A 12,837-nucleotide genomic window follows, 5' to 3' on the forward strand; every position below is an offset into this window, starting at 1 on the left:
ATCACAGTCTGACACTTCCACGGCTTTAAGCCGTGGGAGTATGAATTCAATCGCCAAAGCTATCCTGCAATACTTTCAATCAAATGCCAATGGCGGCTACTCTCAATAGATTGCTTGATTAACTCAAACATTTGTCGACAGTAATTATCTAGGTAAAGTGGTAGTTCTTCATTTTTAATCACAATACTCATCCGGGTTTCTGTTTCAGTAGATTTTGATTTGTCAATCAGTACTTCTACTGTTATTAATTTAGGAAAAGGAACATTTCCAGGAACCTCACGACCAATAATATATTCGGCTGTGTGATATTGAATATCCAACTGACAGTCCTGTAGAAGTTCTACAAGTAACGGCAACAGATGGTCACTAGGAACAGAAACAATAAATGAACAGGTATAGCGAGCCATAATAGCCCCAAGCATTGCAACACTCCGTCCATCCTATAATACCGAAGTATCTAAAATATAAAGTCATTAAAAAATCAAAGTTTTTGAGAGCAGGTATTACCAGATATACAGTCAAACCTCTTCTATCAACAAGGAAATTGCCGTAAGCTGAAAGTTTGATCAAAAACTTTACAATAAAGGTTTGGCTGAGGTAGAAAATGAAAGTCGCAATTACTGGGGCAACAGGATTTGTCGGTAGTCGTTTGGTACAACGATTACAGGGGGAAGGTCATACAATAGTTGTATTAACTCGGAACACAACCTTTGCTCAAAAGGTTTTTCCCTCTGAGGCTTTCCCTAGTGTAGAAATTGTTGCCTATACACCAAATGCATCTGGTTCTTGGCAAAGTGTCATCGCTAGTTGTGATGGCGTAGTTAATTTGGCAGGAGAACCTATTGGTGAAGGGCGCTGGACACCAGAACGGAAACAAGAAATCCTCAATAGCCGAAAGTTAGGTACACAAAAAATAGTTGAAGCAATAGCCAACGCTAATCCTAAACCATCTGTGTTAATTAACGCTTCAGCTATTGGCTACTACGGCACCAGTGAAACGGCTACCTTTGATGAAACCAGTCTATCTGGTAACGATTTTCTTGCCCAAGTCTGCCAAGCGTGGGAAGCTGAAGCGAGAAAAGTAAAAGATGCTGGTGTGCGACTAGTAATTTTGCGTTTTGGGATTGTCCTGGGCAATGGTGGCGCTTTAGGTAAAATGATTCCACCTTTCAAACTCTTCGCTGGTGGGCCTATTGGCAGTGGTCGGCAGTGGTTCTCATGGATTCACGTAGACGATTTAGTTAACCTGATTCTGCAAGCTTTAACTAAACCGGAAATAGAAGGTGTATATAATGCCACTGCCCCTAACCCAGTCCGAATGGCAGATTTAAGCCAAACTATGGGACAAGTGATGAATCGCCCTTCTTGGTTGCCTGTTCCTGCTTTTGCGATCGAAGCTCTTTTAGGAGACGGGGCGATAGTAGTTTTAGAAGGTCAGCAAGTTATCCCAAAACGCACTGTGCAAACAGGTTTTGAGTACAAATATCCTAATTTGCAATCGGCATTAACACAAATTCTTACATAGATTCAAAGGGAGTGGGTAGTAAGAATTTTAGATTTGAGATTTTGGATTTTAGATTGAAATTTAATCCAAAATCTCAAATCCAAAATATGCCTTATTCTTTGACTATTGACTAGAAAGAAATTTTTTGGAAACCCAACTGATAATACCGCTGAGAATGGCACCGCCCATGAGAATGCCAATTGCTGGGTTAAACAAGGGTTGCCACAGTTGATGCCACAAATCCAAACCCAGGTTTACTCCGGCGGCATCACCGATCGCAGCGATCGCTAACCAGCCAAAGCCAAACAAAACCAAAAAAACATCAGCGACTAAAACCATGTTTAGCCAATTTAACAATTTATCTTTCATGATTGGAGTGGGAAATGGAGCATTGGACATTGGGCATTGGGCACTTGTACTGAGCGACTTGCCTTGAGCTAAGTCGAAAGGAGTAGTTGGCGCAGCCTCTCCAAGAGTTGTATTGGCCATTGGGAAACAGGAAGGAGGAGTTCTTCAATTTTTAATTTTTAATTTTTAATTGATTTCTCCCCACTCCCCATTTTTTACTTTTCAAACAGCCAATTTTTGACTTTTGTCAAACTCTGCCAATCTGGTTTTCTACTTAAACCGTCTTCAATACTATTTTTTATTTCATCACTCCATTCTTCATTGACAAAAATTAACTGCTGTGCTATGTCAATATGTTCGCGCAAACCTTTTTGCTTTGTTTCCAGCATTGCTAAGGCGAGATTGATTCTAGCCTGGGGATCTTGTGGATTTAACTTGACTGCTTTCTGTCCAGCTTTGTAAGCCAAATTGGGTTTGTTATCGAGTAGATACAACCACGCTAAACAAACCCAAGCTGCACTAGTTTTAGGAGCGCGATCGCACACTTCTTTAAACACAGGGATTAAAGATTCTACTGATTCTCCTGCTTTATAGCGTTCTAAGCCTGTATCAAACAGGGATTCAACTGTTTGAGTCATAGTAAATTAATCATGAGTCATAAGTCATTGGTCATTTGTCATTTGTCTTTCGTCCAATAACCAGGGACAAATGACAACTGACAATATTACACCCCAAATGACTTGCCGCAACCACAAGTTTGATTAGCATTGGGGTTAGTAAACTGGAAACCACCGCCAATCATGGCATCGCTGTAATCGAGCATCAAACCGTAGAGATATAAGAGACTCTTGCGATCGCTGACAATTTTGAAGCCATCATAGTCAAAAACTTCATCATCAGGGGTAATCTTGCTGGTATCTTCAAAATCCATCATGTAAGACATCCCAGAACAGCCACCCTGACGTACTCCTACCCGTAAGCAAAAGTCTGTGCCTTGCTTGTCCCGGAGGGATTTTACCTGGTGCAATGCGGCTTCGCTCAACAGAATTCCGCGTTGTTGAGCCTGAATTGCTTGTGTCATCTGCTTTTCAACTCCTTAATTAGTATAAGCGTTACCCTATATCGGCTTGTTAATGCTTCTGGGTTGCTCGTTAAGTGTTTTTGTATTCATTCTAGCGGCTTAGATGTTGCTAGATGCCAAATTGTAAACACTCGGTCAAAAGTAGCCAAAGATTTTTATTCTAGAATTGAGAGACTTAATGTGTTTATACATTCGGTATTCTTAAAATTCAAGCCCTACGGCAGCAACAGAAGCAACCACCCTTCAGGTGCAGCCATAAAAATTAATCCGAGGCTAGCTAGCCCTAGCCCCCAAAGTTTACTTCCAAATTGCTTCTTTTGATCTCTATGACAAGTTTTAATCGCTCTACCAGTCGTCGGTTGAAGAAATTAACTCAAATTCCTTCTGTATGGGAGGGCGATCGCCGTCCGTTGTCATCACCAAACCAGCACTCAGACTCAGAGGCAAAGGGAGAATGCATTCTTTGGGTAGATTTCTCCCAAGGTGTTGTCCGAGGAATGGACGTGGTAGCTTCAGATATTGGCCCAGAAGCAATAGTTCGCACCTTAATGCAAGCAATGGAGCATCCTCAAAGTCCGGCAAGACCTGCTAGACCTCAAAGAATTGTAGTCAAAGACCGCGAGATCCAATTTTACCTGCGGGGAGTGCTGCAAGATTTGGATATCGCCATTGATTACGCACCAGAACTGCCTTTAATTGACGAACTATTTCGTGGATTCGCCGACATCCTCGATAGTCAAACCCCCGACTTACCTCCACAGTATGCACAAATCTTGCGAGAGAAAGCATTTGCAATTTGGCAAGCAGCACCTTGGGAATTTTTGGAAGAACAGCAAATTTTGTCAATCGAGATTAATAAGTGGGATGTTGGCACACTCTACGCCTCTGTTATGGGAATGCTGGGAATGGAGTATGGGATTTTGTTTTATCGCTCAGAAGAGTCTTTAAAACAGTTTCGCGCCGCAGTTTTAACGGATGAAGAATCAACAGAGCATCTAGAAGAAGCGTTCCTCAAGCAAGATTGCTTATTTCTCACTTTTGAGAGCGTTGACGAAACCGATGAAGATGAGGATGAAGAAGATGATTTGGCAGATCTGCCATTATCAGAAATTGACCCTACTTTTGGTAATATCCATCCTTTAGAAGGACTACGGTCTGTTTTGTATGACGAAGAAGCATTGGTAATCTTGGTTGCTATAGAAAGCCTCAGCCGCTTTATTCGCGATCACCGTCGCCAACTTCATGAGGATATCTTCCCTACTCTGGGCCGTCGCTATCGCATTTCTCTACCGCAGTCGGAAGAATCAACTAAATCAGTGCCTGTAACAGTCTCTACCATGCCGCAGTTAGCAACAGAATTAGAGGAAATGGCAGGCTTTGATATTGATGGTGAGGAGATTGACAACCTTGATTTTCAATCATTGCGAGATGACTTGATACCAGAAGATTCCTTCCTCAGCTTAGGTGTAGTGTCTTGGGAAATGTTGGATTCTCTGCGAAAGGGGGTCAGCTACCACCAGGCTAGTGAAATCAAACAAGTGGGTGACGGTTTGCCTGTGATTCTAATTCAAACCTCTCGGCCCAAGGCAAAGACTGTAATTGAAAGAATTGAAGCAGCAGGCGGACTGAGAGCAATTTGCTTTAATCCAGGTGCCGATCCCTTTGATGGCGATCGCTACGACCTGGGTTTATTGCAAACTCAAAATGGCGAATTGTTCTTATTCGGTGAATTTTTAGATGAAGATCCGATTCATGTCGAAGCCCGAAAAAAATGGAATCAGCGGTGTAAAAATACTCAGGGCTACTGTGGCTTAATCATTGCCAAAGGACTAACGGGAGCCTCCCGTGGCAATCCTCAGTTACGAGATATGATGGCTTTGTTTGAAGGGCGATCGCTTTCACCACAAAATTTAGGTATTGGCACTCTCCAACTTATGCCTCAACTTAAATTTGAGTAATTGCATTGAATTGCCGCAATTCTAAATCTCAAATTATCGGTATGAGAAATTAAGTTGATGTGTATTTGATTGGCATATTGACTTAAATTTGCATTTAAGACGGGAAAAGGGCAGGGCTTTGCCTTTTAACGTTCATCCTTCTTCTTTTTACCCACGGAGTGTTGATTTACCAGTGCTGAGTACTGTCTTGCCCCATAGCAAAACGTGGAGATTGAAGTAAGAGTGCATCATTTACAGCAGATTTCAAGTTGGTGAGTTACACAAGCTAAGTCTTTTACCCAGACATCAAGCGTGTTTTACTCCTTAATTCAGAATTCTGAATTAAGGAGTAACTGTTTCAGGGAAGTAAAAAGTACTCAGGATTTTCACTTTTGTATATACCCTAATACAGTTCAGAATGAGCAACAAAAACCAGATGTAGAGACGCAATTTATCGCGTCTTGAAAGATCATTTATCTACACCAATAACCCTTAACTAAACCGTATTGGTATATACCCCATCCCTTGTAAGTAGGTCGGCGTAAATTATTATCGTTGGGATAAGGCAGAAGGCAGGGGGCAGGGGGAAAAAGGGTTTGAGCCTTGTTTACTTTTCTTTATATAGTTTGGTTTTATTGTGCCGACTTAACTTAGCGCTCTTCCATCACTCTCAGAAAAGAATAATCGAAGCAAAACTGAAACTATGACTAAATCAAGGTTTGAGGCTTTATTTTCTAATATAAATTCAAAAATGTAGCCAAAATCTGGAAAATGAAGTCTCGTATGCCTTGCAGCGATTGCTTACTCTAAGAGTGATGGAAGAGCGTTAGGCACTCTTTTAAGTAGAGGCAGAGCGTTCCAGTTCCACTCAGTCTTCATCATCGTGTACCTATCAGGACGCAGCACTTTGTAATGAATATTCATGTATATGTCAATACTAATATACGACCAATCTTGAGAAGCTAACTTTACTTAAATTTCATGAAGTACCTGTATTTTTATAGTTTTCTAGTTATTTTATGTAAGTTCTTTCAGTATAAATAACTACGACCACTTAAAAAGCGCTCTATAAAGATTGCTTGAATCAAACCTAACTGATGCACTTAAATATTGAAATCCTATTTTTAACATGTTTTTGAGTTTAGCATCCTGTTATATATCAATCAATATGATTAAGCAAAAGTTCAGATACATATGTTTTTCTTTGTAATTTTTTGATAAAGGATAAAAAATAGCTTTGTTAATGTCTAAATGAAGATTATTTAAAGTGCGTAAATAATAGCTATAATAAACACACTACCGAAAAAATAAAAATATACTACTCTTTTTATGGGTATACTTACCAGATAAAAATAGTTGCGATCAAAATTTTATTGGTAGTAATTTATATCTTGGTTTAAATATGAGGAAAGAAATTTATGTCAAATTTCTAACGCCCTAATTGGCTAAAAACGATTTATATAACCTCCAGATCGGTGAAGATGAAAAATCGTAAAAAATAGCTGATTTTAAAGCAAGCTATATCGCTAGAAAGAAGATAAAAAATATGCAATACTTCATTGCATTCTGACGATAATTTATTGTAAAAGTATGAAACAAAACTAAAATATTATTATCTGCAACAGTCTAGTAGCATCACATATATTCTGGATAAATCCATCTGTGTGAAATTACAGATGTTTCTGTCAAAATTTACCAACATTCTTGGCAATTTACACTCAGTAGACTGAGTTTTACACCTTTTTTTTCTGGCTACTATATTGGCAGTGAAAAGCAATCAGCTTGATCAAGGTAAGCCAAAATTCCTAACAGTTCAAGCAGCTCTTAAGTTCTTGGTTACAGATGGGTGTTTGTTTTAAAGCGATCGCTTATTTGCCTACTTTCTAAGTCACTATTCAGGCTCTATACACACCACTATAACCCGCCTGTAAACCAGCATTTCGGTATGATAATGATTCTGAAGCTTTATTTTTTGGTGTTCTAGCGGATATTCTCTCCAAGTGAGTTTGGCGAACTTAGTTAAGAGAGAAGGTCAAATGCTTTCAATGGAGAATAACTTTGGAAATCTTCATTGAGTCAACATTAGGTGTCTCGAATTCCTTTATAAAATTTCATGGTCAGGCTTTACTCATGCTGTTAGTAGGGTTATTATCTTCAAAAGCAACTATGTGCTATTTATGCTGTCACAATAGTAACAAATAAAGTGTAGTATTTTGATTTTTTTAGAAAATGATCAATCCTTTGACCAAACAAACATTTTTAATATTAATGGTATTACTTGTTTCCTGAGACAAACTCTGATAACCTTATCGGTTCCCTCTTTAATTTAGACTCTTTCGACCAGCTAAATATACAGCAGATAGCATGATAATGACAAATAAAAAATGGGCAGTTAAACGCATAACAGTTAATCTCGCAACGCAGGAAGCGGAAAAACTAGAAAAATATTGCCAACAAACAGGTAGACCTGCAACTGATGTGATTCGTGAACTGATTAGAAGTTTGCCTGTCTCTGACGACAGCAAAGATACAAACAACTAAAAAGTTACTTTCACAACATTATCCAGAAAACTGCTTTGCCACTAAAAAAATATCTCTGATACTTTTGAGAGTCCGTCACTATGGACAAAAGTTTGTCTAGATGATACAGACGCGTTTTTATCGCGTCTGGTCATTTACCGGGACTAAAAAAAGTAATCAAAGAAGTTTTAGTATCGATATTGGCAAGCCTTAATATGCTGCTGGAGTTGATATTAAGTAGCAAATTCCGACACCAACACAGTTACAATCTGTAAAGAAACTGAAAAGGAACGACGGAATGCGTGTTGCAATCGTAGGTGCGGGACTGGCTGGGCTAGCAACCGCAGTAGATCTAGCTGATGCTGGTTGTGAAATAGAGATTTTTGAATCTCGTCCGTTTGTCGGCGGTAAAGTTGGCAGTTGGGTTGATGGAGATGGCAACCATCTAGAAATGGGGTTGCATGTATTTTTCGGGTGCTACTACCAACTATTTGACTTAATGAAAAAAGTGGGGGTGTTAGAAAACTTACGCCTCAAGGAACATACCCACACTTTTATTAATAAAGGTGGGCGCACTGGTGCTTTAGATTTTCGTTTTATTACAGGTGCGCCTTTCAATGGGTTAAAGGCATTTTTCACTACTTCTCAACTATCGTTGCAGGATAAATTGCAAAATGCGATCGCTTTGGGTACTAGTCCGATAGTTCGCGGGTTGGTAGACTTTAATGGGGCGATGAAAACTATCCGCAATTTAGATAAAGTTAGCTTTGCCGATTGGTTCCGCAGTCATGGTGGGAGTAATGGCAGCATCAAGCGAATGTGGAACCCCATTGCTTACGCATTGGGATTTATTGATTGCGAAAATATGTCTGCCCGTTGTATGTTAACCATATTTCAGCTATTTGCAGTTAGAACTGAGGCTTCAGTTTTGCGAATGCTGGAAGGTTCTCCATCTGAATATTTACACAAGCCCATTCTGGAATATCTGGAAGCTAGAGGCACCAAAATTTACACGCGCCGACAAGTTCGGGAAATTCAGTTTGCTGAGTCAGCTGAACAAACCCGTGTTACTGGTATAGTAGTTGCCCAAGGTGATGCAGTAGAAACGATCGCTGCTGATGCTTACGTTTTTGCCTGTGATGTTCCAGGAATTCAACGTATCCTACCCCAGGAGTGGCGTAAGTGGTCAGAATTTGACAATATTTACAAACTGGATGCAGTGCCAGTGGCTACAGTGCAGTTACGCTTTGATGGTTGGGTAACAGAACTGAACGATGGAGAGCAACGTAAACAGCTAAATCATGCGGCTGGAATCGATAATTTACTTTACACAGCCGATGCTGACTTTTCTTGTTTTGCCGATTTAGCGTTGACTAGCCCTGCTGATTATTATCGCCCAGGACAAGGGTCTTTGTTACAGCTAGTGCTGACACCGGGAGATCCGTTTATTGCCCAAAGTAATGAAGCGATCGCACAGCATGTTCTCAAGCAAGTCCATGAACTTTTTCCCTCGTCGCGGGAGCTAAATATGACTTGGTACAGTGTTGTAAAGCTTGCTCAGTCTCTCTACCGAGAAGCGCCAGGGATGGATGCGTACCGTCCCAACCAAAAAACACCAGTAGATAATTTCTTCCTTGCCGGCAGTTATACTCAGCAAGACTACATCGACAGCATGGAAGGTGCTACTATTTCTGGACGACGTGCGGCAAAAGTGATTTTGGAGAGTTTAAAGAAATAACAAACTCCAAAGAGTGCAAAGAACGCGATCGCAAAGCATCTCGTAGAGAAGGAAGAAGAGAAATGCCAGACTGGTTAGAGCATACTGTGCAGGTAGAAGTAGAGGCTCCCATAGATTTAGTATGGAGCCTCTGGTCTGATTTAGAGCAAATGCCCCGGTGGATGAAGTGGATTGATTCAGTGAAAATTCCGCCAGATAATCCAGATATATCTCTTTGGAAATTAAAAACGGGCAGTCTAGAATTTAATTGGCAATCCCGAATTCTCAAAGTTATTCCTAACCAAATTATCCAATGGGAATCGGTTGATGGTTTGCCGAATCAGGGAGCGATTCGCTTTTACGATCGCCACGATAGTAGCATTGTCAAAATGACCATTTCCTATGCTATCCCCGGCATTCTTGGCAAAATTATGGATAACTTATTTTTGGGACGGATAGTTGAATCAACGATTCAAGCTGATTTGGAAAGGTTTAAAGAATACGCGCTGAATGTTAAAGCTAATTGATATAGATAGCGAAGATAGGCAGTAGGAAACAAACTGTAAAAGTTTCTTACTGCCTGATGGTAAAATATGGATTTTTTGTTTGTTAAAGCTTAAAAATTGATTTTTTTCAATTACTAGAAGCAGGATCGAATTTTCCTGGATTCATCTTTTTTATGAAATCTACAACTTCAACGAATTCATCTCTGTCTTCTGCTTCTCCAAAAATCCTTAACAAAAAAACAGCTTCATTTTTATAATCTGGTGGATAAATTCCTGTTGGGAAAACATCAGAAGGACAGCTTCCTTTTGGGAAAACATTCTTTTCTATCTCCAGGACTTTTATACGTAACTTTCTTTTTTTATTATTTATATTCCAATTAAGCCAAAAGAATTCGTCTTTTTCTAGTCCAGGGTTAAAGTTATATGTTGCCATAGTCCAAAATATAGGCTCTTGATTGACAGTAAGCAGTGAAGTCACCTCAATTAGACAAATAAACATAACACTCTCTAAAAACTCCATACATATTATTACTTACTTAATCGGTTACTTTTTCAAAACCGATATAACCTTCTAATTGTTCTATCTTAATATCTTCATAGCCTCTACTTCCTCATCTGATATTTTGAACTTAGAGGGTTAAAAAACTACCAAGTTGGATCGCTAAATAAATTAATCGTCAATTCCTCGCGTGGCGGTACTCCGGTGATACAAGCGCGGATAATCTCTCCATCCTCTAATTCGACGGTGCAAGCGTGACAAGATCCCATGAGACAACCGGTGGGAATAAATACCCCAGCCCGGTCTGCTACATCTAAGAGGGCTTCTCCCACTTCGGCATCTACTGTGACATCATCTGGTAAAAAGCGGACACGAACAATCATCAATGGTACGCATTTAAGAGAGTTGTCATTTGTCAGTTGTCCTTTGTCCTTTGCAAATGACCAATGACCAATGACTAATGACATTTCAACGCATTTTAGCTTAAGACAAAAACAGACTTAAGTCTAAATGGCTTTCAACTTCAATGGCTAGAGAGTCTAAAATCTGCTCTCGCTGTTCTCGATAATTAGCAACACCGGTAGGCAAAGATTTTAAACCCCGCTGTTGACGGAGGCGATTTAACCAAGCGCGTCGCCAAGGCCCATTGTCAAAAAGCCCGTGGAGGTAACTACCCCAAACTGATTGACAACTATCTACTAACCCTAAATTAATATCGTCAAATAGGGCATGGTAGGATTGAGGATCTATGCCTTGCTGTTCGATGCGCGATCGCCCTTGGTGGATTTCAAAGCCATTGACTGGCAAGCCCTGTTGGGGATAATTTGAGCTAACTTGGCGCTGGCGGGCGATTTTTTGCCCTGTAATCACAGTTCTGATTGGTAAAAGATTTAACCCTTGAAATCTGCCAGCTTGCCCCTCTATCCCTTCTGGGTCGGCGATGATTTGACCGAGCATTTGATAGCCACCGCAGATACCTAAAACCGTTCCCCCAGAAGCAGCGTAGTTTTGGATCGCTTCTGCCATACCGCTTTTTTGCAGCAGTAGCAAGTCAGCAATTGTGGTTTTTGTACCTGGGATAATCACGGCATCAGGATGTCCCAAATCTTGCTTAGGGCTTAAGTACTTGATTGAAACTGTACTTTCTGATTCCAGTGGGTCAAAGTCGGTGAAATTGGCAATTCTTGGTAAGCGGATGACGGCAATGGTGAGGTCAGTTTGGGCTTTATTCGTGGACGATTGACGTTCTAGCAGGTCAAGAGAATCCTCTGCTGGAAACATTTCTTGCAAGTAGGGTATAACACCGATAACGGGGATACCTGTGCGTTCTTCTAACCATTTTATCCCCGGATCTAACAGCGATCGCTGCCCTCGAAACTTATTAATTACTATACCTTTAATTAAGGCGCGTTCATCTGGTTCCAATAACTCTAAGGTTCCAACAACATGAGCAAAAGCACCACCTCGATCAATGTCAACTACTAACATCGTTGGCGCATTTAAATATTTTGCCACCCGCATATTAGTTAAGTCGCGGTGTTTGAGATTAATTTCTGCTGGACTACCGGCACCTTCACAAACCACCATGTCAAATTCTGTTCCTAAATGCTGTAGCGATTCTTCAATTGTCCGCCACCCCAATTCAAAATATTGCTCGTAGTAATCTGAGGCACTCACTTTACCAACAGACCTACCTTTAATAATTACTTGGGAAGTCATATCTCCTTGGGGTTTGAGTAAAATTGGGTTCATTTCTACCCAAGGCACGACTCCCGCAGCCCAAGCTTGCACTGCTTGGGCATAGCCAATTTCTCCACCACTGGCAGTGACATAAGCATTTAAAGCCATATTTTGACCTTTAAAGGGAGCCACTCGCCAACCACGCCGCGACAGAATGCGACAAATAGCTGTAGTTAAAAGTGATTTCCCTGCATGGGATGTTGTCCCCACTACCATAATTGATTTCATAGTTGCTTATCACTTAGTTTTTCAAAATACAGGTTAATTTTTAGGAATGAACAACAGGAGAGCAGGGGAGAAAGTTGCAGTAAGTTTTTCCCCTCTGCCTCTCTGCCCCTTTGCACCTCTGGCTTTTGTGCCCAATGCCCAACGCCCTATACCCAATGCCTACTATAACCATCACAAATTATAGTTGGATGGTTATGGTAAAGACTTCATGAATAGATGTGATGTTTCCGTGTATATTGTTCCCTTTGATTCCTTAATCCTAACTCTTGGATTTTTTATTCTAAAAAGGTATCCGTAACCAACGAATCACTGCATCATACAAACGATCGCGCCATGAAGGAGTACGCCAACTTTTACCCTGGTACTGTTCCACTAACTGGCGTCCCAAGGGAGTGAGACGAAAACTATCTGTAATTCCCTGACCATCCACTTCTCGGCGCAATACACCTACTTGAATCAACCAACCCAAAGCGTCATCACAAGCTAATTCTGATAAAGGGCGTTTAGTATAGCCCTGCTTGAGTCCATTTTCCAGAGCGATCGCAGTTACTGATACACTCTGGTGGCCCATCACTTCAAATAAAGATACATTAAAAGGCGAACACACTAGCGATCGCTCGGCTCTTTCTACTGTGCTTTGAGGATAGACAAAAATATTTGGGTTTTGGGAATCAACAGCAGGCATCGTGTATGGGTATAAATTTTTCTTCTAGTAAAGATTAATTTAATAATATATTTTTTCTAGTACCAAATACCT

Annotated in this window: 13 protein-coding genes; 5 read left to right on the plus strand and 8 right to left on the minus strand. The window is 40.5% G+C overall.

The annotated features are described in order from the left end of the window. Positions 1 to 59: 59 nt before the first annotated feature. Positions 60 to 407: a hypothetical protein gene (locus HWQ43_RS30710; RefSeq protein ID WP_292740914.1), complete on the minus strand. Its 348-nt coding sequence runs from the start codon at positions 405 to 407 to the stop codon at positions 60 to 62. 197 nt (positions 408 to 604) lie between these two features. Here HWQ43_RS30710 and HWQ43_RS30715 point away from each other — a divergent pair, with 197 nt between their 5' ends. Continuing rightward, complete coding sequence (locus tag HWQ43_RS30715; protein ID WP_292740681.1) at positions 605 to 1,525, plus strand: TIGR01777 family oxidoreductase; 921 nt, start codon at positions 605 to 607, stop codon at positions 1,523 to 1,525. A gap of 102 nt (positions 1,526 to 1,627) precedes the next feature. On the opposite strand, the gene HWQ43_RS30720 is transcribed toward HWQ43_RS30715, so the two are convergent. From HWQ43_RS30720 to HWQ43_RS30730, 3 genes are all read right to left on the minus strand, one after another. Then, positions 1,628 to 1,873: a hypothetical protein gene (locus HWQ43_RS30720; RefSeq protein ID WP_094352470.1), complete on the minus strand. Its 246-nt coding sequence runs from the start codon at positions 1,871 to 1,873 to the stop codon at positions 1,628 to 1,630. Positions 1,874 to 2,067: 194 nt separating this feature from the next. Further along, the gene (locus HWQ43_RS30725) at positions 2,068 to 2,490 is read right to left on the minus strand and encodes a hypothetical protein (RefSeq protein ID WP_292740683.1); all 423 of its coding nucleotides are present in this window, start codon (positions 2,488 to 2,490) and stop codon (positions 2,068 to 2,070) included. Positions 2,491 to 2,576: 86 nt separating this feature from the next. Beyond that, positions 2,577 to 2,933: an iron-sulfur cluster assembly accessory protein gene (locus HWQ43_RS30730; RefSeq protein WP_094352468.1), complete on the minus strand. Its 357-nt coding sequence runs from the start codon at positions 2,931 to 2,933 to the stop codon at positions 2,577 to 2,579. 326 nt (positions 2,934 to 3,259) lie between these two features. Here HWQ43_RS30730 and HWQ43_RS30735 point away from each other — a divergent pair, with 326 nt between their 5' ends. From HWQ43_RS30735 to HWQ43_RS30750, 4 genes are all read left to right on the plus strand, one after another. Then, positions 3,260 to 4,891, plus strand: a complete 1,632-nt coding sequence (locus HWQ43_RS30735; protein ID WP_292740685.1) for a hypothetical protein — start codon at positions 3,260 to 3,262, stop codon at positions 4,889 to 4,891. Positions 4,892 to 7,234: 2,343 nt separating this feature from the next. Then, positions 7,235 to 7,411, plus strand: a complete 177-nt coding sequence (locus HWQ43_RS30740) for a CopG family transcriptional regulator (protein ID WP_292740687.1) — start codon at positions 7,235 to 7,237, stop codon at positions 7,409 to 7,411. Between the two features lie 277 nt (positions 7,412 to 7,688). Continuing rightward, positions 7,689 to 9,128 (plus strand): 9,9'-di-cis-zeta-carotene desaturase, encoded by a 1,440-nt coding sequence (zds, locus tag HWQ43_RS30745; RefSeq protein WP_292740689.1) that lies wholly within the window; start codon positions 7,689 to 7,691, stop codon positions 9,126 to 9,128. A 62-nt stretch (positions 9,129 to 9,190) separates the two neighbouring features. Continuing rightward, a complete protein-coding gene (locus tag HWQ43_RS30750; protein ID WP_292740691.1) occupies positions 9,191 to 9,634 on the plus strand; it encodes an SRPBCC family protein in 444 nt (147 codons plus the stop codon). Between the two features lie 106 nt (positions 9,635 to 9,740). On the opposite strand, the gene HWQ43_RS30755 is transcribed toward HWQ43_RS30750, so the two are convergent. The 4 genes from HWQ43_RS30755 to HWQ43_RS30770 all read right to left on the minus strand — a co-directional run bounded on the left by HWQ43_RS30755 (position 9,741) and on the right by HWQ43_RS30770 (position 12,765). Beyond that, positions 9,741 to 10,133, minus strand: coding sequence for a hypothetical protein (locus HWQ43_RS30755; RefSeq protein ID WP_292740693.1), 393 nt, complete (start codon positions 10,131 to 10,133; stop codon positions 9,741 to 9,743). Between the two features lie 125 nt (positions 10,134 to 10,258). Next, a complete protein-coding gene (locus HWQ43_RS30760) occupies positions 10,259 to 10,495 on the minus strand; it encodes a 2Fe-2S iron-sulfur cluster-binding protein (protein WP_099101972.1) in 237 nt (78 codons plus the stop codon). Between the two features lie 100 nt (positions 10,496 to 10,595). After that, positions 10,596 to 12,080, minus strand: a complete 1,485-nt coding sequence (cobQ, locus tag HWQ43_RS30765) for a cobyric acid synthase CobQ (RefSeq protein WP_292740695.1) — start codon at positions 12,078 to 12,080, stop codon at positions 10,596 to 10,598. Between the two features lie 280 nt (positions 12,081 to 12,360). Then, positions 12,361 to 12,765, minus strand: coding sequence for an Npun_F0494 family protein (locus HWQ43_RS30770; RefSeq protein WP_292740697.1), 405 nt, complete (start codon positions 12,763 to 12,765; stop codon positions 12,361 to 12,363). Positions 12,766 to 12,837 lie beyond the last annotated feature (72 nt).

The sequence above is a fragment of the Nostoc sp. JL31 genome (genome assembly GCF_017114965.1).
GTDB lineage: Bacteria > Cyanobacteriota > Cyanobacteriia > Cyanobacteriales > Nostocaceae > Nostoc > Nostoc punctiforme_A.

Bases quoted from the DNA above. Each gene is read 5' to 3' on its own strand.
- HWQ43_RS30710 (WP_292740914.1), bottom strand. From the start codon at position 407: ATGGCTCGCTATACCTGTTCATTTATTGTTTCTGTTCCTAGTGACCAT.
- HWQ43_RS30715 (WP_292740681.1), top strand. From the start codon at position 605: ATGAAAGTCGCAATTACTGGGGCAACAGGATTTGTCGGTAGTCGTTTG.
- HWQ43_RS30720 (WP_094352470.1), bottom strand. From the start codon at position 1,873: ATGAAAGATAAATTGTTAAATTGGCTAAACATGGTTTTAGTCGCTGAT.
- HWQ43_RS30725 (WP_292740683.1), bottom strand. From the start codon at position 2,490: ATGACTCAAACAGTTGAATCCCTGTTTGATACAGGCTTAGAACGCTAT.
- HWQ43_RS30730 (WP_094352468.1), bottom strand. From the start codon at position 2,933: ATGACACAAGCAATTCAGGCTCAACAACGCGGAATTCTGTTGAGCGAA.
- HWQ43_RS30735 (WP_292740685.1), top strand. From the start codon at position 3,260: ATGACAAGTTTTAATCGCTCTACCAGTCGTCGGTTGAAGAAATTAACT.
- HWQ43_RS30740 (WP_292740687.1), top strand. From the start codon at position 7,235: ATGATAATGACAAATAAAAAATGGGCAGTTAAACGCATAACAGTTAAT.
- zds (WP_292740689.1), top strand. From the start codon at position 7,689: ATGCGTGTTGCAATCGTAGGTGCGGGACTGGCTGGGCTAGCAACCGCA.
- HWQ43_RS30750 (WP_292740691.1), top strand. From the start codon at position 9,191: ATGCCAGACTGGTTAGAGCATACTGTGCAGGTAGAAGTAGAGGCTCCC.
- HWQ43_RS30755 (WP_292740693.1), bottom strand. From the start codon at position 10,133: ATGGAGTTTTTAGAGAGTGTTATGTTTATTTGTCTAATTGAGGTGACT.
- HWQ43_RS30760 (WP_099101972.1), bottom strand. From the start codon at position 10,495: ATGATTGTTCGTGTCCGCTTTTTACCAGATGATGTCACAGTAGATGCC.
- cobQ (WP_292740695.1), bottom strand. From the start codon at position 12,080: ATGAAATCAATTATGGTAGTGGGGACAACATCCCATGCAGGGAAATCA.
- HWQ43_RS30770 (WP_292740697.1), bottom strand. From the start codon at position 12,765: ATGCCTGCTGTTGATTCCCAAAACCCAAATATTTTTGTCTATCCTCAA.